Genomic DNA, 24,661 nt, shown 5'->3' on the forward strand with positions numbered 1-24,661 from the left:
CCCATCAGGCTACTTCAATCCACCATAACGGCGTGTGCGGCGCTGATACTCAGCGACAGCCTGCATCAGATGCGTCTTGTCAAACTCCGGCCAGTACGCATCCGTAAACCAAAATTCACTATAGGCGACCTGCCACAGCATAAAATTACTGAGCCGCATTTCACCGCTGGTACGGATCAAGAGGTCAGGATCAGGTAATCCGCCGGACAACAGTCTGCTGTCAATCAGCTCTGAAGTGATCTCTTCAGGTGACAGGACTCCTGCCTGGATATCCTTGCCCAAGCCGCGCATACAATCCTCAATTTCCTTGCGTCCGCCGTAGTTTAATGCAAAATTCAGAATAAGTCCGGTATTGCTCTGCGTGCGGGCAACCGCTTCTTCCATAGCCTTACGGGTATGGGAAGGCAAAGCCTCGGCATTCCCCATTACACGTACTTGAACATTCTTATGAATCAATTCGTCCAGTTCAATCGCCAGGAATTCTACAGGGAGGCGCATGAGGAAATCAACCTCATCCTTCGGCCGGCTCCAGTTCTCCGTAGAGAAAGCATACAGGGTCAAGAATTCAACGCCCAGGTCATTCGCGGCAATCGTCGCACGTTTGACCGCCTTCATCCCGTTCTGATGGCCTACAATACGGGGCAGACCGCGCCGTTTCGCCCAGCGGCCATTGCCATCCATAATTATCGCTACATGCCGGGGAATATTATCCGGTGAAATCTCGACTGGCTCCTGCCTGTCTTTACGGCTCAGCCATTCTTGAATCCGTTTGATCATTTCCGTTTCCTCCAAGCTCTTATCAGAAAGAGACAAACCCCACCATAAACGGAGGGGCCTGAAGTCTCTTGAATTTCATTATACTTCCATAATCTCTTTTTCTTTGGACAAGAGCACTTTGTCGACTTCAGCTATGAACTTATCCGTTGATTTCTGGATATCTTCCTGATGTCCATGTGATTCGTCTTCTGAAATGCCGTTCTTCTCCATCTTCTTGATGTCATCGTTCGCATCACGGCGGATGTTGCGGATCGCTACCTTAGCTTCTTCGCCGAACTTCTTAGTGAACTTCACAAGTTCGCCGCGGCGTTCTTCAGTAAGCGGAGGAATCGACAGGCGGATGATCGTACCGTCATTGGCAGGTGTAATCCCAATGTCAGACTTCATAATCGCCCGTTCGATGTCAGACATCGAGGTTTTGTCCCACGGCTGGATCAGCAGGGTCCGGGAATCCGGTGTGCTGATGTTGGCCAGCTGATTGAGAGGAGTTGGAGCACCGTAATATTCAACTTGGATGCGATCCAGCAGCGACGTCGAAGCGCGTCCCGCCCGCAGTGTTGCCAAGTCGCGCTTCAGCGAGAGAATCGCTTTTTCCATACGCTCTTCGGCATTCTTCTTAACCGATTGTGGCATTAATTTACACTCCCTTTAACGATCGTCCCAATCTTTTCACCGAGAACGACGCGTTTGATATTGCCTTGCTCTGTAATAGCAAACACAATGAGCGGTATATTATTATCCATGCAGAGTGAGGAAGCGGTGGAATCCATGACACCCAGGTTTTTGTTCAGAATATCCATGTAAGTGAGCTGCTCGTACTTCACGGCTGTGCTGTCCTTGAACGGATCTGCGGAGTAGACGCCGTCTACTTTGTTCTTGGCCATCAGGATGACCTCAGCTTCAATCTCGGCTGCTCTGAGCGCTGCCGTAGTATCTGTCGAGAAGAACGGATTCCCTGTTCCGGCGGCAAAAATTACTACGCGGCCTTTCTCCAAATGCCGGATGGCCCGGCGGCGGATATAAGGCTCCGCAATCTGTTGCATGGCAATAGAAGTCTGTACCCGGGTAGGGACGTCGATCTGCTCCAGAGCATCCTGCAAGGCCAGCGAGTTCATCACCGTTGCCAGCATTCCCATATAATCCGCTGTCGCCCGGTCAATCCCGTTCTCGCTCCCGGCGATCCCGCGCCAGATGTTGCCCCCGCCGCATACAATCGCAACCTGAACTCCTAGCTCAACGACTTCCTTGACCTGCTCCGCAATAGAGATGATCGTTTCGGCATCGATGCCATAGCCATTCTGTCCGGAGAGCGATTCACCGCTTACCTTAAGGACCACTCTCTTAAATACCGGCTGTTCCAATTGTATACCCTCACTTTCTTACAAAAGACGGAACACTTCTTATATGTGTTCCGCTCTTTTGATGCTTGCCAATATTCAATTCTTATTCAATGCAGTGCAGCAATTATTGTTTAACTTGTGCCATTACTTCTTCTACGAAGTTGTCAACTTTCTTCTCAAGACCTTCACCCAGTTCGAAACGAACGAAGCGGCGGATAGTGATGTTCTCGCCAATGGTGCTGATTTTTTCATTCAGCAGTTGGGAAATCGTCTTATCCGGGTCTTTAACGAAGGATTGCTCCATCAAGCAGTATTCTTCATAGAACTTGCTGATGCGGCCTTCCACCATTTTTTCAACGATCTTCTCAGGCTTGCCTTCGTTCAGCGCTTGAGCCTTAAGAATCTCTTTTTCCTTCTCTACATCTGCAGAAGGTACTTCTTCACGACGAACATACAGCGGGTTCGCTGCTGCGATTTGCATAGCGATATCACGGGCAAATTCTTTGAAGGAATCGGTTTTGCCTACGAAGTCAGTTTCGCAGTTGATTTCTACCAGAACGCCAATACGGCCGCCAGCGTGGATATAAGATTCTACAGTACCTTCAGTAGCAATACGTCCAGCTTTGTTAGCTGCTGCGGACAGGCCTTTTTCACGAAGCAATTCTGCCGCTTTGGTGATATCGTTGTTTGCTTCTTCAAGCGCTTTTTTACAATCGAGCATTCCTGCTCCTGTTCTTTCGCGAAGTTCCTTTACTGCTTTTGCATCTACTGCCATTGTTATTCCCTCCAGGATCATAGTCGTTGTCATACGCAGGCATAAAGTGATACTCGCATGCATTTTAAAAAAAGGGCAGTGAGAGGTTATCCACCTGCCAACCACCCTTTTTCATTTAAGTTTATGTTTTATGTTCCGGTTACTACTTAAGCTGTAGTTGTGTCTTCGCCCTGATGAGCTTCAACAACGGCATCAGCCATCTTACCAGTCAAGAGCTTCACGGCGCGGATAGCGTCGTCATTGCCTGGAATTACGTAGTCAATTTCATCCGGATCGCAGTTAGTATCAACGATAGCTACGATAGGAATACCCAATTTGCGAGCTTCTGCTACTGCAATGCGCTCTTTACGCGGGTCAATGATGAACAGCGCGCTTGGAAGACCTTTCATGTTCTTGATACCGCCCAGGAATTTCTCAAGACGATCTTTCTCTTTGCGGAGAAGGATAACTTCTTTCTTAGGCAATACTGCAAAGGTACCGTCTTCTTCCCAAGCTTCCAATTTCTTCAGGCGATCAATACGCTTCTGAATCGTCTGGAAGTTAGTCAGGGTACCACCCAGCCAACGTTGGTTAATGAAGAACATACCTGAACGTTCAGCTTCTTCTTTTACGGAATCCTGTGCTTGCTTCTTTGTTCCTACGAATAGGATTGTGCCGTTGTCGCCAGCGACGCTCTTTACAAAGTTGTAAGCTTCCTCTACCTTTTTGACTGTTTTTTGCAAGTCAATAATGTAAATTCCGTTTCTTTCAGTGAAGATATAACGATCCATCTTTGGGTTCCAACGACGAGTCTGATGACCGAAGTGTACCCCAGCTTCGAGAAGCTGCTTCATGGAAATTACTGCCATCTTCACGCACCTCCTAATTTTGGTTTATTGTGTGTCTCCTCCGCCGCGTGTCATCTTTCTACAAGACTTTCTTCAGAAGAAAGCACCTCTTGTCGAAATCAACTGGCGTGTGTTTTAACACCGTCAATTACTATAACATATTAAAATCGCCTATGCAACGATTACTTTTTCACAGTAATCAGCTTATCAATAACGGAGTTGATGCTCTCTCCCTTGGTGAAGTTATAGCTGCCGTATTGAATGATAGTGTTCACCTTACGGCTGTTCGCCGTCTGGAGAAACTTGTTCTTATCCTCTATCACCCCGGCCTCCGCAAGCAGATCGGCCGTCTGGGCAAGGGTAATACCAGTAGGAATCCTTAGAGAGATCACCCCGTTCACAGCAACCGCAGGCGCACCAGGTGTAACCGGAGCCTTGGTAACAGGCTCTGCGGTGCTCTGCGGCTGCGCAGGAGCTGAGGGCTTGCCCGGAGTCGCTGCAGCGCTTGGCGTGGCAGCCGGCTTGGGCGGGATTGCAGGCGTAGAAGCTGGAGTTGCAGCTGGCTTGGCTGCCGCCTGGGAAGCCGGGGCCTCGGCCCCTTCCTCCGGCGATGGTGTAGCAGAAGCTTCCGCCGGGTCTACAAGGGTCAGATTCAGGCGGGTTGCTTGCCGGATAAGCTCTTCTTTGGTTAACGGCGCCGCCCTGCCAGCTATCATCAGCTGTAGCAGCAACGCGCCAGCAATCAATCCGACACCTAATCCCTGCATAAAGAATCGGTTCTTCATCATACCGATTCCTCCTGCATTGCCAGCTGCAGAATAAGCTGTACCTCGCCCCGCTGCAGACCGGCGGTCTTGGCGATAGAATCTATCGATTTCCCCTGCTCATGCAGCTCGAACAGACGCGGATACCGCAGCTTAATGGAGCTGACCGTCTTCTGCTTAACAGGAGCTTCTGCCGGAACCGAAGTCTCCCCTCCCTGGGACTTCTCCCCGCGAGCAGACGAACCTTCCCGCGAGAAGGTCGCTGCCAGCTGGAGCAGCCCTTTCTCCTCTGCAGTCAGCCGGGCATCCATGAGCAGCAGGCTCTTTTGCAGCTCGCCCACCTGCTCCCGCAATAGACCAATCTCGTCCTGGAGGGCTGTCTTATTGCTCTGTGACTGTGTCTTAATACTGCCCACCAGCTTCAGCAGCTCAGAGTTCTCATGCTCAATATCGGCCATGTAGAGCTCCAGAGCAGCCTCTGTCTCCTTCAGGCTCTTCTTCTCCTCCGAGTCTTCCCTGCCCGCCCTGGCCGGCAGCCGTAGGGCATATACGATTGCGACTACGCCTACCAGCACGATGTATACCCATGGTTCCAAGTGTGTAATCTCCTTCTGCGTTTAATTCTGGTCAAAATCAAAGACTGAAATCTATACGGTGTCCCTTATAGGGATGCTCGGCATCATGGGTGTTCTCCTGCTTGTCCTGCTTGCGCGAATCAGACTGACTCCTGGGGCTGCTTCCCTTGCCGCCGTCCCGCAGCGCCGATTCGGCAGACTCATCAACCTCTGTGCTGCGCAGCGAGATTTCCTGGCTATGCTTCACATTCTGGCCTGCCAATTGCTGCTGGTCGAGTGCAGGACGCTGCTGAAGGTTATTCTGAACTTTGCCCGCATCATGCGTACGGGGCAGTGCAATTTGCAGTTCCACCGGTTTCAGACTCATAAGATCCCTCTTCTCCACTCAATGGTTTCAGAATCAAGGAATGGCAGGCCGCCACGGCTGCCCGCCTGATTACACGTAAGGTATTATGGATATGTCCCCTTCACTATAGACGAAGGATACCCGCTCTGTCGGGTCCTTAACGAACCGGGTGTATCTGCCGATCACGATCTTGGAGCCTCCATAGATCGTCTTGACGACATCAACCCTGGCTCTGCCGGTATCCTCCAGCATGCGTTCGATCTCCAGCACACGCTCTTTGATTCTCTTTTCATCACGCATATGAGATTGCTTGGTTGCATTAAGCTTGACGCGAAGCGCCACCTTATCCGGTGATAGCTGGCCATTGGTCGCCAGTTGATTAAGCAGATATAGCGCCTTATTGGTCTTGTCCTCATTCTCGAGAAGCTGCCGCAGCTCCTGGCGCAGTTCATTAATCTCATTCCTCAGCTCGGGAACAACGCCCACCTCAATCGCTGTAGCTGTAGACATGGTATTGCCGATGGTGCGGGCAATCACCCGCTCGCCTGCCTGCACAATTCCGCCAACAATTAAGCCCTTGGCGCCGTTGCACAGCACATCATGGCCTGCCCGGATGCTGGAATGCATGATGCTTTGGGAGACTATAATATCTTCCCCGGCCACAACATTGCCATCCTGGATGAACGAGACCTTGACATTTTTGCCGGCGCTTACGAGGCCTTTATTATATCCGATGATGCCGCCGGTAATCTCGATGGACCCGCCCGATATCAGTTCAGCTCCCTCTACCCCGCCGACCACCCGGATATCTCCTGCGGATTTGACGGTGAAGCCGGTGAGCACATTGCCGCGGATGACGACCGTGCCCACGAAATCAATATTGCCTGTACTGTAGTCCACATCCCCGTTGATTTCAAACACCGGAAATACATTGATCTTACCTTTGTCTGTCAGCGTAACCAATCCGTCGATCGCAGAATACATGGAGGTCTCTTCCTGATCCACCACCACATTCTTGCCTACCTTGAAGTGAGCCTCTTTCCCTGCCCGGAATGGAAGCTCCTCCCCTGTCACCATCTTGCCGCTCACACCATTCTCCGCCAGAATAACCCTGGCAATAAGCTGGCCCTTCCTTACATTATGCAGCCGGACCAACTCTTTGTAATCTACCTTGCCATCCTCTTTCTCGAGAGGCTTGCGGTCCTCTTCCATATCAACGGTCAGCACCACACGGCCATCCTTACCGTTGACAGGAGGCTGTCCAATCGCGATGGGCACTCTGTTCCAGAAGTATTCTTCCGGGTTACTGCTGATCCGCGTTACAATATCATGCTGGATGCCGAAACGAATATTGTGACTGAACAGGAAGCTCTCAAGGTCCTCGACCGAACAGGTGAAATTCTCATCCTTCTTGGTGAACTGAAGGTAAGCAATCCCCTTATCCTCCGAAAAAGTAACGCTCAGGTATTGGCTCAATACATATTGACCGATCAATTTCTGCTCCCCCTTGTCACCGTCACCCGGTTAATCATTTTGCATTAGAAGGTCCCGGTTCTTCTCAAGTGTTCCTCTTAGCCGCAAAATAGCTTTGGAATGAAGCTGGGAGATTCGCGAAGGAGACAGGGACATCACTTCCGCGATCTCGCTTAAAGATAAATCCTCATAATATAAAAGGGACACGACGGTCCGTTCTTTCACTGTTAATTTCTCGATGCCTTTGGTTAGCGTATCCCGCAGGTAGAACTCATTCACTTTACGGTCCGGATTCTTGGCCTTGTCATCTACCAATATGGACATTCGTGTCTCTGATTCTTCTTCACGTATAGGATCTTCCAATGAACAGAGCGACATTACCGCAACATCCTGCAGCATCGTCTGAAACTCCGTTTCCGAAATATTCAGATACTGGCTCATTTCATCGTCACTTACCGATCTCAAATACTTCTGTTCCAGCTGCTGGTAGGCTTCCTCAATTTTTTTCGCTTTTTCGCGTACGGATCTGGGAACCCAGTCACTTTGCCGCAGAGAATCAAGGATTGCTCCTCTTACCCGCCAGGATGCATAGGTCTGGAATTGAAGCCCCCGCTTGTAGTCGAATTTTTCGATGGCATCAATAAGTCCCATTACACCGTTGCTGGCCAAATCGTCCTTGGAGACATTTTTGGGCAGCCCTACTGCCAGACGGCTGGATACGTAATCAACAATATGGAGATAACTCTCAATCAGTTTTTTTTTGGCTTCAGGATCGCCGTGCTCTTTCCACTGCTCCCAAAGCAGGTCTGTATCCGACTGAGCTGCTTTACGCTCGTTCAACGGCTTTCACCCTTCCCAAAGTTTAGTCAGCGGGCATCATGCGGCGCAAGATGACGGACTTTCGCCGCAGCACTCGCTTATTCTTCTTTCAGGTGACGAACGGCCTTGGCCAATTCTTCTGGATCTTTCATAGAGACTAGCTTCGGAGGCTGCAAAGGTGTGAACCCCCCGAGCTCTTCGCTTGCCGCCTCCCGTTTAGGGGTTAGCAGGTCCTTGAGCTCCTGATCCTCATCAGGTGTACTAATATCAAGCTTGGCGCCAAGGGACTCTCCGTTATCGAACAACCCGGCTTCCGGGTCTGAGGATTCTTCTTTTGCGGTAATAAAACCCAATACCCATCTCAGGAAGAAAGCAAGCACAAACCAGATAATAAATCCGTACATGCCCCGAATCAGGCTGGTCCCTAGCAGGTTCTGTCCGTTATTCGCTAGGAAGGTTAGTACAAATCCGATTAGTCCGGCCACAATATTCAGTAATAGTTTCCTGCTCATGGCTAAATTTCCTTCTGGCCTTTTTGAACGCTGCGGATAAAAATCACTCCGGTGCTGCAGGAGATTTCTATCGTGCGCCCATAATTGCCGCCTGTGTCCTCCGCGATAAGCGGAATATGAAGATTGTCCAGAGCAAGCTTGCAGGATTCCACATTTCGAGGCCCGATCCTCATGGTGTCACTCCCTCCGGCAAAAGCAAACATCTGCGAGCCTCCGGCCATCTTGGCCACAATCCGGCTTCTAACCGCCCCCAGCCCCAGCAGGCGGGCCAAAAGCTCAGGTACAGCAGTATCTGCGAATTTGGCAATATTCAGCTGTCCCTCCCGGGCAATCTCTGACGAGGGCAGCATCACATGAGCCATCCCCGCCAGCTTTTTACCGGGATCAAACAGAGTCAGACCTACGCAGGAGCCCAGACCGGTCGTACGAATAAGACTGTCCTGGCTGCCTACGTTCAAATCCGCCATACCTACTTTAATGATGCTCTGCTCTTCAATCATTGTCGAACGGTACTCCTAAAGCCTTGAATATTTTGGGGAACGATTCCGGATCGGGAATAAGGAAGAATTGTCCTTCAATTTCATTTTGGCCTTCTAAAAAAGTCGTATCAATCAGCAGTGCATCATCGCCCATCTGACCGAATTGCAGCAGCCCATAGCCAAGAATGGCTCCGGCCATATCCATCGCCAGTGCCGGCACTGTCGGATACATGGACAGGGAGGTGAAGTCCGCCAGGGAAGAGAGGTAGGAGCCGGCCAAAATATTGCCGATCTCGCTTAATGCGGATAACTCCATCTCACTCAGCTCATCGCCGCCGGAGACTTCAATGCCGGCAATCCGGCTGAGCAGGCTGCTGGCCGCTTCCGGAGTAAGAATAAAGAACAGGTTGCCCGGAGCTTCACCCTCCACACGCAGGAACACCGCATACACCAGCTCCTCCGCTCCGCCCACCTTATCAGTGATCTCCTCGAAGCTGAGCAGCTGTACCTTCGGAACCGCCATGTCGATCGGCTTATTGAGCAGCTGGGACAAGGCAGTGGCCGCATTGCCGGCTCCAATATTCCCGACTTCCTTGAGCACATCCATCTTAAAATCCTTGAAGTTCTTGAAAAGCTCCATAGGCTAGCCCTCCAGGCTTTCCAATTGCACGATTTCACTCTTGTTGAGCACTTCGGACAGGTTAAGCATAATCAGCAGACGGTCATCTCCTATTTTGGCCACCCCGTCCAGATACTTCGCCTTGATGCCGCCCACAACATCCGGCGGTACATCAATAATGTCACGGTTCAAGTCGATGACATCGTTGGCTGAATCGACAATGAAGCCCACTTCCATCTCATTCACATTGACAATGATGATCCGGGTCTGGTCGGTGTGCTCTGCTTCCTCGATGCCGAAGCGTCCGCGCAGATCGATAACCGGAATCACGACGCCGCGCAGATTGATCACACCTTTGATAAATGAATAGGTCTTCGGTACGCGGGTAATCGGCATCATGCGTTCAATCGTCTGGACCTTCTCTACTTCTATGCCGTATTCTTCAGTGCCAAGCTTGAATACAATTACTTTGATATCTTCAGCCATGGAATGAACCTCCCTGTTCTAACCTGATTATTTGATAAAAGCATTCGGATCGATAATGAGCGCTACCTGTCCATCTCCAAGAATCGTGGCTCCTGAAATCCCCTGCACATCAGGCAGATACTTGCCGAGATTCTTGATTACAATTTCGTTCTGTCCAATGAAGTCCTGCACAGCCAGGGCAACCAGCCGCTCTCCTTTACGGACTACCACGATCTCCGTTTCCTCTTCCGTGCTTTCATCATAGTCCGGAATGGAGAAGATCTTGCTCAGGGAGACCAGCGGAATATGGCTGCCCCGGAACTCCAGCATCCGGTTGCCGTGAATGGTACGGATCTGGGATTGCTTCACAATTCCTGTCTCCACGATGGAAGAGAGCGGAATGGCATATTTCTCTGAGCCGAGGCGAACCAGCATCGCTGCGATGATCGACAGGGTCAGCGGAAGCTGAACGGAGAAATTCGTACCTTTGCCCGGTGTTGAATAGATGGTGACGTTACCGCCCAGGGAAGAGATTTTGGATTTGACCACATCCAGACCCACGCCCCGGCCCGATACGTCAGAGATTACCTCAGCTGTACTGAAGCCAGGCGCGAAGAGCAGCTGGTAAGCTTCGTCATCTGTCATCGTGCCCGCCTGCTCTTGGGTAATCACACCCTTTTTGACGGCAGAGGCCAGTACATTCTTCGGATAGATGCCCTTGCCATCCTCTTCAATCTCAATGAAGACATGATTGCCGCTGTGGAACGCCCGAAGCTGTACGGTTCCTGTCTCCGGCTTCCCGGCAGCGATCCGGTCTGCGATAGATTCAATCCCGTGGTCAACCGCATTGCGCAGCAGATGCACAAGCGGATCACCAATCTCATCAATCACCGTACGGTCAAGCTCAGTATCGGCTCCTGTGACAATTAAATCCACCTTCTTGTCCAGCGATTTCGCCAGGTCGCGGATCATCCGCGGGAACCGGTTAAATACGGTGTCTACCGGAACCATGCGCAGCTTCATGACAATATTCTGCAAATCTCCGCTCACCCGGCCCATATGCTCGACTGTCTCGGTAAGATCCCCGTTCTGGACCTCGGAAGCCAGCTGCTCCAGCCGGACACGGTCAATAAGCAGCTCGCTGAACAGATTCATCAGCACATCCAGCCGCTCAATATCAACACGGATGGTCCGGGAAGGCGATGGTGCACCTCCTGCCCTGGCCGGAGCAGCTTTGCCGTTCTCTTCCTTGGGATGTAGAGGAGCTGCAGGGGAAGCATTAGCAGCCACAGGGGCAGCCTCCTGCACAGGAGCGGGAGCAGGGGCTTCGGCAGTAGCTGCAACACTGTCTTGTCCCATTTGACGAAGTGATTCCTGATCGAGCGCCACAGCCGTAACCGCATCAATCTCTGACAAATTCAGAATCATCTTCTGAATTTCACTTGCATCCTTTTGGGTTATGTAGTAGAGGGAGAATCCGTAATCGAATTTCTCCTGCTCTATGTCCTGAACCGAAGGGAAGGATTTGACAACTTCTCCTGAACGTTCCAGAAGGTCGAAGACCATATATGCACGTACGGCTTTGAGCTGACAATCCTTACGGATAGCAACATCGACATACAGCACCTGATGGCCTTCCTGAAGGGATTGCTCCAGCACCGAGTACTGGAATTCATCCAGGAACACCTGGGCCGCACTGGCATTGCCGGACGCAGCAGCAGTTACTTCAGCAGAAGCATTACCGGCAGAAGGGACTTCTCCGCGAACGATCGCCTGCAGAGAAGAGACAATGGCCGTTACATCGGCCTTGCCCGCTCCCCCGCCGGTGATATCCTCCACCATGGATTCCAGAGCGTCAATACTTTTGAACAGGGTATCAAAAATGAAGTCCTGCATCCGCAGTTTGTTATTACGCACCAGATCCAGTACATTCTCCATTTGGTGCGTAAGCGAAGCCAAATCTTCAAAACCCATTGTAGCCGCCATACCTTTCAAGGTATGGGCGGAGCGGAAAATCACCTGAACAATACTCAGATCCTCCGGATTCGCTTCCAGCCCCATCATGCTTTCGTTCAAAGACTGCAGATGATCATTTGACTCATCAATAAACATGGATAAGTATTGGTTCATGTCCATGAGCGGGTACCTCCCCTTCGAGTTCGCAATTCCATTATTTAACGGCTTGTACCAGCCTTGGAGCAATTTCTTGCAAAGGCAGGATGTGTTTTACACACTTCAACTCTACTGCAGACCTCGGCATTCCGTAAACCACACAGGTTTCTTCACTCTCTGCAAAGGTTGATGTCACCCCGGAATCATAGAGTGCTTTCATCATACGGGCCCCATCGCTGCCCATCCCCGTCATAATGACCGCGTGACGTTCCAGCGAGGTGAGCTGCAATACCGATTCAAACAGTGTATCTACAGAAGGACGATGTCCATTGCGGACTTCTTCCTTAGTAAGCTCTATCACATATTGGCCTCCAGGTGCCGGAACCACTGTCAGGTGATATCCCCCGGGGGCAATATACGCCGCGCCCTGCCGGAGAACCATACCGTGCTCCGCTTCCGCGACCTCCAGTGCGCTAAAGGTATTCAGGCGCTGGGCCAGAGATTTGGTGAAGTTAGGCGGCATATGCTGGACAATAACAATCGGTGCCGGGAAATCACCGGGGATGTTCTCCAGGAACGCTTTCAGCGCTCTCGGACCTCCGGTGGAGCAGCCAACAGCAACCAGCTTGCGCACGCCCCGGCTTCCGCTTGTCTGGCCTACTGATGCTGCAGGTGGCTCAATGAACGAGCCAGCCGCAATCTCAGCAGCCGCCCGTAGTCCCGGCAATCTGGCGCCCTGCTCCTCCTGGGACCGGCTTCTGAACCTGTCTGGAGCCGGTTTGGGTACTGCAGGCGCAGGCTTCACCACTCGCTTTGCAACCACCGGCTCAGTGCGGGTTTCCGGCTTACGTTTGTCAGCGGACGGTTCAAACGGCGCCCTGGCCCTCGGCTTCTCCGTGCCCTGAGGCGGCGCCTTATCCGCTTCTTTCTTGGAGGGCTCCAGCTTCCGTCTCACCGGTTCCACTACAGCCCGCGGAGCAGGCGGTTCAGCAGCAGGAGGAGGCTCAGGCGATTTGACGGCAGAAGCGCGGGCTTCACGCCGCTCGCGCGCCAGCATTGCCTCTTTCATCTGCTCCCGGAGGGATTCTCCGACAGCGATGATATCCTGGGAGTTTGAAATGGACGGCTTTCGGATGAAATCGAAAGCCCCCCACTCCAAGGCCAGAATGGTCTCCTTCATGCCCTGTTCATTTATGCCCGACAGCATAATCACCGGAAGCGGACGCTGGGCCATGATACTTTTGAGCGCCTCCAGCCCATTCATCTCAGGCATCTCCACATCCATTGTTACCAGGTCCGGGCGAAGCTCATTAACTTTCTCAATCGCCTCGCGTCCGTTGGCCGCCGTCGCTGTCACTTGAAAGTCGGCATCATTCTCTATTAAATCAGAAATGATCTTGCGCATGAATGCAGAATCATCAACAACCAGAACTTTATATGGCCTCATAGCTTTTCCACCTCTGTCCCTCAAATTCAGAACAATTATCTGTTTCGTTTCAACCACTTGCTGATGAAGCCCTTGATGCCTTGAACTTTAGCGGTTTCTACTGAATCCACAGCCAGATAGCTCTGCGCAAGCCTCTGCACATCCCTGGCTGCAATACTGTTCGGAAAAGCCACTGAGAATGGAATTTGTTTCTTAACTGCCTGTACTACATGCGGATCACTGCTGATGTAACCGAGGAAGGGAAGCTCAAGCTGCAGGAACCGGCTGGCCGCCATCCGGATTTTGTCACTGGTGGCCCGTGCCTCCCGTTCATCCCCTGCCTGATTGACAATCAGCCTGAACGAGACCTCCGGGTGCGAATTATGAACAACCTTCATCAGCGCATACGCATCTGTAATTGCAGTAGGTTCAGGTGTGGTCACTACCAGGCAGTCGTCCGCAGAGGTGATGAATTTCATCGTTTCCTTGGACAACCCCGCCCCTGTATCAAACAGGATAAAATCCATAGTATCGGCAATGCTGGCAATCTGTGTGGTAAAGTAATTCAGATCTTCTTCCGAGAGGCTGAACAGCTCGTCCATCCCGGAGCCCCCTGCAATGAAGGGCAACGCTTGCGGTCCGAGCTGAATGATCTGTCCGATATCCGCTTCCCGCTTGAGCAGGTGGTATAGATTATATCTGGATGAGACACCCATAAGGACATCAATATTGGCCATGCCGATATCGGCATCGAACAGAAGAACTCTCCGTCCCATGGCCTTCAGTGCAAGCGCAAAGTTAAGGGTGAAATTCGACTTCCCGACGCCTCCCTTCCCGCTGCATACAGTGATGATCCGGGCCGAGGCACTGCTTCCGGGAGTCTGCCTTGTGTCCTGGCTGGAGACCAGCCGTCTTAACGCCTGCGCCTGGTCCATCACCCGCCCCCTGTTCCCAGCAGCATCCCGCCAATCTGCTCTCCTGTGGCCATAAGAAGATCATCGGGAACATTCTGTCCGTTGGTAATGTAGGAGAGCTTCAGCGGATAATCATTGAGAAGATTGAACAGCGGACCATAGCTGCCCGTTTCATCCAGCTTCGTGAAAACCACCTTATCCAGCTGGTATCTGCCGAAGTGCTCGGCAATCTTTTTCATATCACGGCTCTTGGAGGTCAGGCTCAGCACCAGCAGGGTCTCGCTCTTGAGCTCCTTGGCCAGCAGACTCTGCAGTTCAGCCACCAGCATTTCATTGCGGTAATTGCGTCCGGCGGTATCCATTAGCACCAGATCACAGCTCTCCAGCCGGAACATGGCCCGCTGCAGATCTCCCGGCGACTGGACAACCTCCAGCGGCATGTTGAGAATGGAGGCGTAGGTTCTAAGCTGTTCAACGGCCGATATCCGGTAAGTGTCCGAGGTAATCAGCCCGACCTTGCGGCCCTGCTTGAACAGCTGCTCCGCTGCCAGCTTGGCGATCGTTGTCGTCTTGCCTACGCCTGTCGGCCCCGCAATATATACTATGCGGGTATCCGGTGCGATACCGCCGGCTATACGTCCTGCCAGAAAACTATCAATCTGCTCTCTGAGCACTTCCTCGAATTGTTCCGGAACCCAGCCGCTTCCTTCTTCCCGGTAACGGTCCAGCACAGAACCAATCCATTCCTCTACGAGAACAGCGTCTGTCTCCTGGTCAATCAGACGGCTACGTAAGGATTCCAGCGCATCAGGCAGCTCCGCAGCCCCCGTGGAATAACGTGCGATACGTTCCATCCATTGCTTCATATCCCGGATCTCCCGCAGGACATCACTCTCAGCGGCAGCGGTATGCTCAGGTTCAGGCTGCTCTGCCGTAAGCGATTCATACATGGCCGCAAGCTTCTTCCGGCTCTCCTCCGGCTGAGGTGCAGGCGGCTGACCTGCTGCAATATCCTCAGAGCGGATATCCAGCGGCTCTGTCTTGACTAAAGGCGGCATCACAGCGACACCTCCGCCCTGCTCCAGCGGATCAGCTAGTGCTGCGGCAATCTCGGCAAACGACTTGCCTGCTGCCGCATCCCTTACCGTCACAGGCGGCGGGAGAGGAGGAGCTGCGGCTGAAGCAGCCTTTTGATAGGCCTCTGGCACTGCACTTCGCGGTACATTCATCGGCGGTGCAGGAAGCTTCTCCTGCGCGGCCGCCTTTGCACCGTTCTCCACAGCAGCCACAACCTCAATCTTCTTTTTCGTGAACATCCCCATGAATCCGCCGACCTTTATTTCTTTGGTGCTTAAAATAACGGCATCGCTTCCAAGCTCGCTGCGGATCGAATGCATGGCGTCAGGCATCGTATCGACCACATAACGCTTCACTCTCATAAGTTCACCACCCCGACGCTTTGAATTTCAATGTTTGGCTCCAGCTCGCTGTAGGACAACACCGGGATATCCTGCATGGTTCGCTCAATAACCTGGCGCAGATACATGCGAATCGTTGGTGAGGTCAGTACAATCGGCTGCTGGCCGGATTGCAGGAGACGGTTGATCTGCTCCGAAAGCCGCTGATAGACGGTTTGGGTAGATACCGGATCGAGTGCCAAATAACTGCCCTGCTCCGTCTGCTGCACACTTTCGGATATCTTTTTCTCAAGTCCGGGACCTACAGTAATAACACGCAAGGTCTCCCCCGTCTGCGAGAACTGCTGGGTAATCTGTCTGGAGAGGGATTGCCGCACATATTCAGTCAGAATATCAGGGTCCTTGGTATATGTCCCGTAATCGGCAAGGGTCTCGAAGATAGTGACAAGATCGCGGATCGATATTTTCTCCCGCAGCAGCTTGCCCAGTACCTTCTGAATATCTCCAACTGCAAGAATGGAAGGGATCAGCTCGTCTACCAGCACAGGATAATTCTCCCTAAGATTGTCGACCAGCTGCTTCGTCTCCTGACGGCCCAGCAATTCGTGTCCATGCCGCTTAATCAGCTCGGTCAGATGCGTGGCTACAACGGAAGGCGGGTCAACCACGGTATAACCGGATAATTCAGCCCGTTCCTTCACCGACTCATCAATCCATAGGGCGGGCAGACCAAAGGATGGTTCAATAGTCTCAATCCCGCTAATCGACTCGTCATCATAACCGGGACTCATGGCAAGATAGTGATTAAGTAATAATTCACCGCCGCCAACGTTATTTCCTTTAATTTTGATGACATATTCATTCGGTTTTAGTTGAATATTGTCGCGTATACGAATAACAGGTACGACAAGTCCCATCTCAAGTGCACATTGCCGTCGAATCATGATAATTCTGTCGAGCAAGTCACCACCCTGTCCCGTATCCGCCAAAGGAATCAGACCATAACCAAATTCGAATTCGATCGGGTCCACCGTAAGCAGATTGATGACACTTTCGGGACTTCGCACCTCTTCGATCTGTTTCTCCTCGACCAGTTGTTCATCGGCAATCAGCTGTTTGCTAGCCTTCTGCCCCATACTGTAAGCCGCGTACGCCATCAGTCCCGCCAAAGGCAGCGTGGACATGATCGTAATCGGGGTGAAGAATCCCAGAAAAGCAATCGTCGCAGCTACTATGTAGAGAAGCTTAGGATAGGACAGCAATTGTCCGGTCAGATCCTCGGCCAGATTGCCCTCCGAAGCCGCCCGCGTGACGATCAGACCGGAAGCCGTGGAGATCAGCAAAGCCGGAATCTGGCTGACCAGTCCGTCACCAATGGTCAGGACAGAGTAGGTCGAAAGCGCCGTCTGGAACGACATGCCGTGAACGGTCATGCCGATAATGAAGCCGCCGATCAGGTTGATGATGAGGATGATAATACTGGCAATCGCGTCCCCTTTGACGAACTTACTCGCACCATCCATGGACCCGAAGAAATCCGCCTCACGTTCGACATTACGGCGGCGTTCCCTTGCCTGCTGCTCATTGATCATCCCCGCATTCAGATCCGCGTCAATACTCATCTGCTTACCGGGCATCGCGTCCAGGGTAAAGCGGGCGCCTACCTCTGCCACGCGCTCCGAACCCTTGGTGATAACAATGAATTGAACCACAACCAGAATCAGGAAGACAATGAACCCGATGGCGATCTGTCCCCTGGCAATCCAGCTTCCGAAGGTCGCTACTACCTCACCGGCATGGCCATCGGCCAGGATCAGCTTGGTGGTGGACAAGTTCAGGGCTAACCGGAATAGCGTAGTGATCAGAAGCAGTGAAGGAAATATTGAAAACTGCAACGGATCCTTGGTATTCATTGCGACCAATATAATGGTCAGAGCTATTGAAATATTGACAATAAGCAGTACATCCAGAAGCCAGACAGGGATGGGCAGAATCATCATAAGCACAATGCCGATAATGCCCAGTAGAACTGTTAGATCTTTAACTTTCAATGTCCTTAACCTCCCCCGGCTTATTTCCTCTTGCCCTTAAGCTTGTATACATAGGCCAGCACTTCGGCAACTGCCTGGAACAGATCGGCCGGCACTACATCACCGATCTCCGCTCTCTGGAACAATGCCCGTGCCAGCGGCTTATTCTCCATCGTTACAACGCTATGCTCCTTCGCCAGCTCCCTGATGCGGAGTGCCACATAATCCTGGCCCTTGGCTATAATCTGAGGAGCCTCCATTGTGGAACCATCATACTTCAGAGCGACTGCAAAGTGGGTCGGATTCGTGATGATAACATCGGCCTTGGGGACCTCCTGCATCATCCGCTGCATCGCCATTCTGCGTTGACGTTCCCTGATCTTGCCTTTGATGATGGGGTCGCCCTCCATCTTTTTGTATTCATCCTTAATATCCTGCTTGGACATTTTGAGACTCTTCTCATGCTCGTATTTCTGATAGATATAGTCCAGTACAGCCATTATAAATAGAGCCGCTGCAATCTTAATGCCCAGGCTCATGGTCAGCTTCGCAACGAAGGCGTAGGCCCCTTCCGCATCGACATGCGAGAGGCGTGCAAAGCTCTCCTTCTGCCCCCAAAGCGTACTGTAGACCAGATAGGCAATCAGGATGAGCTTGAAGACAGATTTGAGAAACTCTACTACGGAACGCATGGAAAAAATATTTTTGAAGCCTTTGATGGGGTTGATCTTGCTGAACTTAGGCGTAATTCCCTCGCCTGTAGCCATAAAGCCTACCTGTGCGAAGTTGGCCACAAGCGCCAGCAGGAAGGTGATGCCCAGCAGCGGAGCGAGCAGAATAAGGATCTGCAGCCCGTACTGGTTGAACAACGTGGAGATATTCTCCGGTGTTACCTCAAGCATCATCCGGTTCTGGAACACATCTGTATAGAGCTTGATAAACCGTTCTTTCATAAAGCCGCCGAAGACACTTAGCGACAGCAGCGCCGAAAAGAGGACTACTGCGCCTGACATTTCAGCACTTTTTGCAACCTGCCCCTTCTTGCGGGCGTCCTGCCGTTTCTTCGGAGTGGCTTTCTCTGTCTTATCTCCCCCGAACAGCTGAAGATCCAATTTGAATCTTGCCTGTTTTCCCAAGACAATCTCTCCTTACCGTAGCCTAAGGACTCTTCCCAATGAGGCCAAGCAGGTTGTGCATGGACTCGAACATAATCTCGAAGAGATTCTGGAACAGCGCAGCCAGCCCCGGCATCAGTATAAGAAGCAACGCCAGACCAATAATGATTTTGAGCGGAACACCGATTACGAACACATTATATTGCGGAGCCGTTCTAGCCAGGAAGGCCAGCCCCACATCCGTCAGGAACAGTGCAGCAACCAGCGGAGCCGACATTTGAAAGGCCAGGATAAAGGATTGGGCAAAGGTGCGGATCAAAAACTCAGACAAGCTTCCATTGATCATTTTGAGAAATAAATCATTATCTATCGGCACCCATTTGTAGCTGTATACGATGGCATCCAGCAGGTAGTGGTGACCATTCATGCTTAAGAACAGCAGCAGCGCAATCATATACTTGAAGTTGCCGATGATCGGCGCCGATGCTCCAGTCATCGGATCGATGACGTTAGCGATCCCGAATCCGATCTGAATATCGATGAAAGAGCCCGCCGTCTGAATCGTCATAAACATCAGGTAGGCGATAAATCCGAGCAACAGCCCGATTAAAGCCTCCCTGATAATCAGGAGGATAAACCCCAGATCCTGCGGAACCGTAATATTCATGCTGCCTGAGCTGAAGATGACCATGGACACAAAAAAAGACAAACCAATTTTGAATGTTGTCGGCACGCTTTGCGACGAAAAGACAGGAACGACAACAAAAAAGGCTGTAATTCGACAAAAAATCAACAGAAAGACAGGAAAACTTTGCAGTAAGGTCTCTATATTCATAGTCTCAACCGATATACATATAGAGACTGCCCAGGATTTGACTGGTGAAATCGACCAGCTTCGTTATAATCCACGGACCGAATAGCAGCAAAGCAAGCAGTACGGCTACGATTTTGGGAACAAACGCCAGGGTCTGCTCCTGAATCTGGGTTGTGGCTTGAAAGATACTGACGATCAGTCCTACCACCAGACCGAGAATCAGCATGGGGGCGCTGGTCTCCAGCACTAAATATACGGCTTGGCCGGCCAGACCGATAATAAACTCCGCATTCATCCCATATGCCTCCTCTTACATGTCAGGTGTTAAAACTCAGCAGCAGCGATTTGACTACAAGGTACCAGCCGTCCACCAGCACAAAGAGCATTATTTTGAAAGGCAAAGATATCATTACCGGCGGCAGCATCATCATCCCCATGGCCATCAGGGTGCTGGACACCACAATATCAATAATAAGAAAAGGTATAAAAATCATAAAGCCCATGGTAAAGGCCTTTTTCATCTCACCGATCGCAAAAGCAGGTACCAGTACTGTTAAAGGAATATCATTATAGCTGGCTGGCTTCACTGTAGCGTTATTGCCGGTATAGTTCATGAACAGCAGCAGGTCCTTCGTGTTCGTCTGCTTAAACATAAACTCCTTAATCGGCTCCTGCGCTTTGTTCAGGGCTTCGCTCTGGGTCAGAGTGCCCTTCATATAGGGCTGTAAGGCCGTCTCGTTCACGGTTGCCAGGGTTGGGGACATAATGAACAGCGTTAAGAATAGTGCCAGTCCCACAAGCACCTGGTTCGGTGGCATCTGCTGTGTACCGAGTGAGGTTCTTACGAACCCCAGTACAATCACGATCCGCGTGAAGCTGGTCATCAGCACCAGGAATGAAGGAGCTATGCTCAGCACCGTTACCAGGAGCAGGATGGATATGGAGCTTGTCCCCCCGCTTGCGGCATCGTTATCACCCACCGAGATGTTGATATTAGGAATCGGGTCGGCATGAACCGGATGCAGGAGCAGCACACTGAAAATGCCAAGCAACAGTAAAGAAAGAATCAGCTTTTTTTTCATAAATCCTCCGACTCTTTCTTGAGATCCTCATCCCTGCGCAGTTCCTCCAGCTTCTCTTTGCGCTCAGGCGCCAGGGCAAGCTTGGATTGCAGCGTCTCATAGAAAGACGAAGTCTCATGAATCTCTATTTCCTCGGACGGCACCTCACCGCGCAGCTTGGACTTGATTTTGGCGACTAGCGGTGCAATGAAGTTGTCCGTTCCTGAGGCCTGATCTTCAAAAGCGGATATAATCAGCGCCACCTCTGCAGGATCGGTGATTTTATCCATCATGGAGATGTCATCGCCCACTCCGATCAGATAGAGGCTGCTGCCCAGCTCAATAATCTGAATCGACTTATTCGGACCAAGCCCCAGCGCACCCAGGGTACGGATGGAACGGCCGCTCATCAGAGTCTGATTGCGGCGTCCCAGAAAACGGATCAGCAGCACGATAAGGATAATAATGACTGCCAGAAAAAAAACAACCTTCATTAAATTCAGCAGGGCATTACTACTGTCTCCGAGCGTTCCGGCAGCAAATAACATACCTTGTTCCTATATACCCAGCGTTTTATTGATAGCTTCAATTACACGGTCAGCCTGGAAAGGCTTCACAATAAAGTCCTTGGCACCGGCCTGAATTGCATCAATAACCATAGCCTGCTGACCCATGGCTGAACACATGATAACTTTGGCATTGGCATCCACTTTTTTGATTTCCTTAAGGGCGGCGATTCCGTCCATCTCAGGCATGGTGATATCCATCGTGATCAGATCCGGACGCAGTTCCTTAAATTTCTCTATAGCCTGTGAACCGTCCTGGGCTTCACCCACTACCTCAAATCCGTTCTTCGACAAAATGTCCCGGATCATCATTCTCATAAATGCTGCATCGTCCACGATTAGAATTCGGTTAGCCATTTTTACAAAATCCTCCCTAAGTATGCTTATTGTAATTTTTGTATACGGTCCCACTGGCTGACGATATCCGTAACGCGGACACCGAAGTTCTCGTCGATAACTACGACTTCCCCCTTGGCAATGAGCTTGTTGTTAACCAGAATGTCAACAGGCTCACCTGCCAGCTTGTCCAGTTCAATAATTGAACCTTGCGACATTTCCAGAATATCTTTGATCTGCTTCTGGGTCCTTCCTAATTCTACGGTTACCTTCAGTGGTATGTCCATCAATAAATTTAAATTATTTTCGTCGATATTGCCAAAAGCCCCTGCACTCAGATTCGCAAATTGTACAGGCTGCACATTCACATTGCGGCCCTGTGCAGGATTCTGCGGCTGAGACTGCGGATAAGGCATTCCCTGCGGCGGCATTCCGTAAGGCGGCATACCCGGCATCCCATAGGCCGGCATCCCTGCCGGAGGATAATAATATCCCCCTTCCGGCATTCCCGGATAAGGTGGCATACCCTGACCCTGCGGCGGATATTGCGGCGGGTTCCCTCCTGCATCCGGCGCTGGCATCTGCTGCTGTGCTGGAGGCGGTGCGGGGGCAGGCTCTGGTTCTGGTGTTGCAGCAGGCTTAGGTGTTGATGCAGCAGAGGAGACTGCCGCTTCCTGATCAGCCTGGCTGACATCGCCAAGCAGCATGGTCACCATATCCTTGGCGAATTGTACCGGCAATAGCTGCATGATGGTGGAATCAATCAGATCGCCGATCTTCAGCCGGAAGGAAATTTGAATCAGGGTCTCATCATCAGGAAGGCTTCCTACCCCTTCTCCGCTGGACATATTAAGAATGTCGATGCCGGGCGGAGAGATATTGACGAATCTGTTAAAGATCGTCGACATCGAGGTGGCGGACGAGCCCATCATCTGATTCATCGCTTCCTGGACGGCACTGATATGAATTTCATTCAGTTCCTCATCTTTGGGCTCACCTTCACCCCCGAGCATTAAGTCGGCAATGACCTGGGCATCCCTGATTTTGATAACCAGAGAGTTGATTCCCTGGAACCCGTCCACATACTGTACGTGAACAGCCACATGAGGTTTAGGAAAGGCTTCCTCGAACTCTCCGCGTGTAATAATGGACACCTTAGGGGTAGTAATGTCTACCTTCTTACCCAGCAGGGTAGAGAGTGCGGTTGCCGCACTTCCGAAAGTGATATTACCGATCTCTCCCAGTGCATCCTGTTCAAAAGGTGTTAAGTAATCATCCACGGTCTTCGGTGAAGGAGCCAAATTGCCTTCCGCAGACTGTCTTAGAAGAGCATCTATCTCCTCCTGGGACAAATAATCTTTACTCGTCAAACTCTTCAACCCCTTCGCTGACAATCTCGTCTATTTGCACAGCCACACGTTCTTTGATCATCCCAGGACTTCCAATGAATTTCAGCTTGTCCCCTACCTTAATCGACAGACCGGAATCCACAGTCTTGTTAAGAGAAATCACGTCACCGACGCTGAGCCCGAGAAATTCAGCAATAGATAACTTCGATTCCCCCAGCTCAGCCACGATTGGAAGCTGCGCCCGGTGAACCCTTGCCCGGATGGCTTCGAGCTCATCCTCATCCCTCACCTTTTTCTCAGAGACAAACCACTGGTGTACGGACAGCCTGGACATGATCGGCTCCAGCACAACGTGGGGGATACAGAGATTGATCATCCCTGTCGTGTCTCCTATTTTGGTGCTGAGGGAGATCAGGGCAATCGTTTCATTTGGCGATACAATTTGCATAAACTGCGGATTCGTTTCCAGCGCCTCCATCCGGGGATGGATATCAAGCACCGTCTTCCAGGCTTCCTGCAGACTTTCAAAGCATCTGCTGAAAATCCTCTCCATAATAGTCGTTTCGATTTCAGTCAACGCATTAATTTTGGAGGGTGCTATTCCGAAGCCTCCCAAAAGCCGGTCTAGCATGGCAAAAGCGATATTCGGATGCACCTCCATCACCATCCGGCCCTCCAGCGGCTCGGCCTCAAAAATATTCAATATCGTCATTTTGGGAATGGAGCGGATAAACTCGTCATAAGGGAGCTGCTCTACTTGAACGACACTGATCTGCACGAAGGTGCGCAATTGGGCCGAAAAGTACGTCGTAAGGTAGCGGGCAAAGTTATCATGAATCCGGGTTAAGCTGCGGATATGATCTTTGGAGAAGCGTACGGCCCGTTTGAAATCATAAGAGCGGATCTTTTTAGTGGTTTCCTCTTTTTTAAGTTCGTCGGCATCCATTTCACCGGATGAAAGTGCAGCAAGCAGAGCATCAATTTCGTTTTGTGATAGTACATCAACCAATTTCAATCACCCCCCCATCAAAGAATTAACCCGCCTGCAGCTACATAGATGCCAGTATAAATTTGGTGAATTCAATCTGGGTGATAGAACCTTCAGTCAAATTCTTATTGATGATGTTCACCAGCTTGCTGCTGAACTGATCTTTGCCGCTGGCCCCATTCAGCTCCTCGGGTTTGGCATCGGCAATAGCTTTGATAATCAGCGGTGTTATTTTAATTGATTTTATCTTTTCGAATTCTTCCTTGGACGCCGCTGAATCTAATTGAAGCGCGATGTCAACTGAAAGGATGTAATCGGGATCAGCAAGATTAGTTTTGATATCCTGGATTTCGGCGGTCATCTCAACAATTTCATCAGCAGTCATCTTCTTCGTCTCCACGTTCTGGACAGCCTTGCTCACTTCATTCCCATCACCTGGGAAAATTTTGTCCATTAGTAAGAATGCGGCTACTACGATGAGTGTAACGGCCAGCAAAATCGTGATGAGCCATGGCAGCATCTTTTTCATGAAAGCTCCTCCATTGACTGGACTTTAATGGTGGCAGCGTGTATGCCTATGTCCCTGTTATATTCCTTGATCTTGCTAATGACTTCATCGGCCTTTTCAAGCACGATCAGTCTCTTGCCGGTTACCAGCGTAATATACGTATCCGGTGATTCCTCAACCATTTCAACCAGCAGGGCATTCAGCCACATCCCCGCCCCGTTCAATCTTGTTACTGAAATCATGACAGGCCTCC

Annotated in this window: 29 protein-coding genes; all 29 read right to left on the minus strand. The window is 51.1% G+C overall.

Annotation, left to right across the window (positions count from 1 at the left end):
• Positions 1-9: 9 nt before the first annotated feature.
• The 29 genes from NST43_RS17215 to NST43_RS17355 all read right to left on the minus strand — a co-directional run bounded on the left by NST43_RS17215 (position 10) and on the right by NST43_RS17355 (position 24,650).
• On the minus strand, positions 10-777 hold the full coding sequence (locus tag NST43_RS17215; RefSeq protein WP_209992738.1) for an isoprenyl transferase: 768 nt from the start codon (positions 775-777) through the stop codon (positions 10-12).
• A 78-nt stretch (positions 778-855) separates the two neighbouring features.
• Positions 856-1,410 carry a ribosome recycling factor gene (gene frr / locus NST43_RS17220; protein WP_039295250.1) on the minus strand — a complete coding sequence of 185 codons (555 nt, stop codon included), beginning with the start codon at positions 1,408-1,410 and terminating at the stop codon, positions 856-858.
• Positions 1,410-2,138 (minus strand): UMP kinase, encoded by a 729-nt coding sequence (gene pyrH / locus NST43_RS17225; protein WP_209992737.1) that lies wholly within the window; start codon positions 2,136-2,138, stop codon positions 1,410-1,412. The genes frr and pyrH overlap by 1 nt, the downstream gene beginning before the upstream one ends.
• A 103-nt stretch (positions 2,139-2,241) precedes the next feature.
• Positions 2,242-2,892 carry a translation elongation factor Ts gene (gene tsf, locus NST43_RS17230; RefSeq protein WP_036692572.1) on the minus strand — a complete coding sequence of 217 codons (651 nt, stop codon included), beginning with the start codon at positions 2,890-2,892 and terminating at the stop codon, positions 2,242-2,244.
• 146 nt (positions 2,893-3,038) lie between these two features.
• Positions 3,039-3,740, minus strand: a complete 702-nt coding sequence (gene rpsB / locus NST43_RS17235; protein WP_036692565.1) for a 30S ribosomal protein S2 — start codon at positions 3,738-3,740, stop codon at positions 3,039-3,041.
• A 161-nt stretch (positions 3,741-3,901) separates the two neighbouring features.
• Positions 3,902-4,507, minus strand: a complete 606-nt coding sequence (locus NST43_RS17240; protein WP_339218294.1) for a hypothetical protein — start codon at positions 4,505-4,507, stop codon at positions 3,902-3,904.
• Positions 4,504-5,079 carry a hypothetical protein gene (locus NST43_RS17245; RefSeq protein WP_209992735.1) on the minus strand — a complete coding sequence of 192 codons (576 nt, stop codon included), beginning with the start codon at positions 5,077-5,079 and terminating at the stop codon, positions 4,504-4,506. Before NST43_RS17245 ends, NST43_RS17240 begins: the two co-directional genes overlap by 4 nt.
• Positions 5,080-5,116: 37 nt before the next feature.
• Complete coding sequence (locus tag NST43_RS17250) at positions 5,117-5,425, minus strand: hypothetical protein (protein WP_339218296.1); 309 nt, start codon at positions 5,423-5,425, stop codon at positions 5,117-5,119.
• Positions 5,426-5,494: 69 nt separating this feature from the next.
• A complete protein-coding gene (locus tag NST43_RS17255) occupies positions 5,495-6,898 on the minus strand; it encodes a FapA family protein (protein WP_209992733.1) in 1,404 nt (467 codons plus the stop codon).
• Positions 6,899-6,928: 30 nt separating this feature from the next.
• Entirely contained in the window at positions 6,929-7,717 is a 789-nt protein-coding gene (locus NST43_RS17260) for a FliA/WhiG family RNA polymerase sigma factor (protein WP_339218299.1), read from the minus strand.
• A 77-nt stretch (positions 7,718-7,794) separates the two neighbouring features.
• A complete protein-coding gene (locus tag NST43_RS17265) occupies positions 7,795-8,208 on the minus strand; it encodes a hypothetical protein (RefSeq protein WP_209992731.1) in 414 nt (137 codons plus the stop codon).
• Between the two features lie 2 nt (positions 8,209-8,210).
• Positions 8,211-8,708: a chemotaxis protein CheD gene (locus NST43_RS17270; RefSeq protein WP_209992730.1), complete on the minus strand. Its 498-nt coding sequence runs from the start codon at positions 8,706-8,708 to the stop codon at positions 8,211-8,213.
• A complete protein-coding gene (locus tag NST43_RS17275) occupies positions 8,701-9,327 on the minus strand; it encodes a chemotaxis protein CheC (RefSeq protein WP_036692548.1) in 627 nt (208 codons plus the stop codon). The genes NST43_RS17270 and NST43_RS17275 overlap by 8 nt, the downstream gene beginning before the upstream one ends.
• A 3-nt stretch (positions 9,328-9,330) precedes the next feature.
• Positions 9,331-9,792, minus strand: coding sequence for a chemotaxis protein CheW (locus NST43_RS17280; RefSeq protein WP_036692546.1), 462 nt, complete (start codon positions 9,790-9,792; stop codon positions 9,331-9,333).
• 27 nt (positions 9,793-9,819) lie between these two features.
• Positions 9,820-11,907, minus strand: a complete 2,088-nt coding sequence (locus NST43_RS17285) for a chemotaxis protein CheA (protein WP_209992729.1) — start codon at positions 11,905-11,907, stop codon at positions 9,820-9,822.
• Positions 11,908-11,941: 34 nt separating this feature from the next.
• Positions 11,942-13,330, minus strand: coding sequence for a chemotaxis response regulator protein-glutamate methylesterase (locus NST43_RS17290; protein ID WP_339218302.1), 1,389 nt, complete (start codon positions 13,328-13,330; stop codon positions 11,942-11,944).
• 35 nt (positions 13,331-13,365) lie between these two features.
• Positions 13,366-14,247 (minus strand): MinD/ParA family protein, encoded by an 882-nt coding sequence (locus NST43_RS17295; RefSeq protein WP_339218303.1) that lies wholly within the window; start codon positions 14,245-14,247, stop codon positions 13,366-13,368.
• On the minus strand, positions 14,244-15,662 hold the full coding sequence (gene flhF, locus NST43_RS17300; protein WP_339218304.1) for a flagellar biosynthesis protein FlhF: 1,419 nt from the start codon (positions 15,660-15,662) through the stop codon (positions 14,244-14,246). Before flhF ends, NST43_RS17295 begins: the two co-directional genes overlap by 4 nt.
• On the minus strand, positions 15,659-17,692 hold the full coding sequence (flhA, locus tag NST43_RS17305; RefSeq protein ID WP_339218305.1) for a flagellar biosynthesis protein FlhA: 2,034 nt from the start codon (positions 17,690-17,692) through the stop codon (positions 15,659-15,661). Before flhA ends, flhF begins: the two co-directional genes overlap by 4 nt.
• A gap of 20 nt (positions 17,693-17,712) precedes the next feature.
• A complete protein-coding gene (gene flhB / locus NST43_RS17310; RefSeq protein ID WP_339218306.1) occupies positions 17,713-18,807 on the minus strand; it encodes a flagellar biosynthesis protein FlhB in 1,095 nt (364 codons plus the stop codon).
• Positions 18,808-18,829: 22 nt separating this feature from the next.
• A complete protein-coding gene (gene fliR / locus NST43_RS17315; RefSeq protein WP_339218307.1) occupies positions 18,830-19,621 on the minus strand; it encodes a flagellar biosynthetic protein FliR in 792 nt (263 codons plus the stop codon).
• A 4-nt stretch (positions 19,622-19,625) separates the two neighbouring features.
• Entirely contained in the window at positions 19,626-19,895 is a 270-nt protein-coding gene (fliQ, locus tag NST43_RS17320) for a flagellar biosynthesis protein FliQ (RefSeq protein ID WP_036692523.1), read from the minus strand.
• A gap of 22 nt (positions 19,896-19,917) precedes the next feature.
• A complete protein-coding gene (fliP, locus tag NST43_RS17325) occupies positions 19,918-20,682 on the minus strand; it encodes a flagellar type III secretion system pore protein FliP (RefSeq protein ID WP_209992722.1) in 765 nt (254 codons plus the stop codon).
• A complete protein-coding gene (locus tag NST43_RS17330) occupies positions 20,679-21,209 on the minus strand; it encodes a flagellar biosynthetic protein FliO (RefSeq protein ID WP_209992721.1) in 531 nt (176 codons plus the stop codon). The genes fliP and NST43_RS17330 overlap by 4 nt, the downstream gene beginning before the upstream one ends.
• A gap of 9 nt (positions 21,210-21,218) precedes the next feature.
• The gene (locus NST43_RS17335) at positions 21,219-21,584 is read right to left on the minus strand and encodes a response regulator (RefSeq protein ID WP_036692515.1); all 366 of its coding nucleotides are present in this window, start codon (positions 21,582-21,584) and stop codon (positions 21,219-21,221) included.
• A 26-nt stretch (positions 21,585-21,610) separates the two neighbouring features.
• Complete coding sequence (gene fliY / locus NST43_RS17340) at positions 21,611-22,933, minus strand: flagellar motor switch phosphatase FliY (RefSeq protein ID WP_339218310.1); 1,323 nt, start codon at positions 22,931-22,933, stop codon at positions 21,611-21,613.
• Positions 22,923-23,921, minus strand: a complete 999-nt coding sequence (fliM, locus tag NST43_RS17345) for a flagellar motor switch protein FliM (RefSeq protein WP_209992719.1) — start codon at positions 23,919-23,921, stop codon at positions 22,923-22,925. Before fliM ends, fliY begins: the two co-directional genes overlap by 11 nt.
• Positions 23,922-23,961: 40 nt before the next feature.
• A complete protein-coding gene (locus NST43_RS17350) occupies positions 23,962-24,429 on the minus strand; it encodes a flagellar basal body-associated FliL family protein (RefSeq protein ID WP_209992718.1) in 468 nt (155 codons plus the stop codon).
• A complete protein-coding gene (locus tag NST43_RS17355; protein ID WP_209992717.1) occupies positions 24,426-24,650 on the minus strand; it encodes a flagellar FlbD family protein in 225 nt (74 codons plus the stop codon). Before NST43_RS17355 ends, NST43_RS17350 begins: the two co-directional genes overlap by 4 nt.
• Positions 24,651-24,661: the final 11 nt, after the last annotated feature.

The organism is Paenibacillus sp. FSL H8-0332 (assembly GCF_037963835.1).
In the GTDB taxonomy this organism is placed as follows: Bacteria; Bacillota; Bacilli; order Paenibacillales; family Paenibacillaceae; genus Paenibacillus_AQ; species Paenibacillus_AQ rhizoplanae.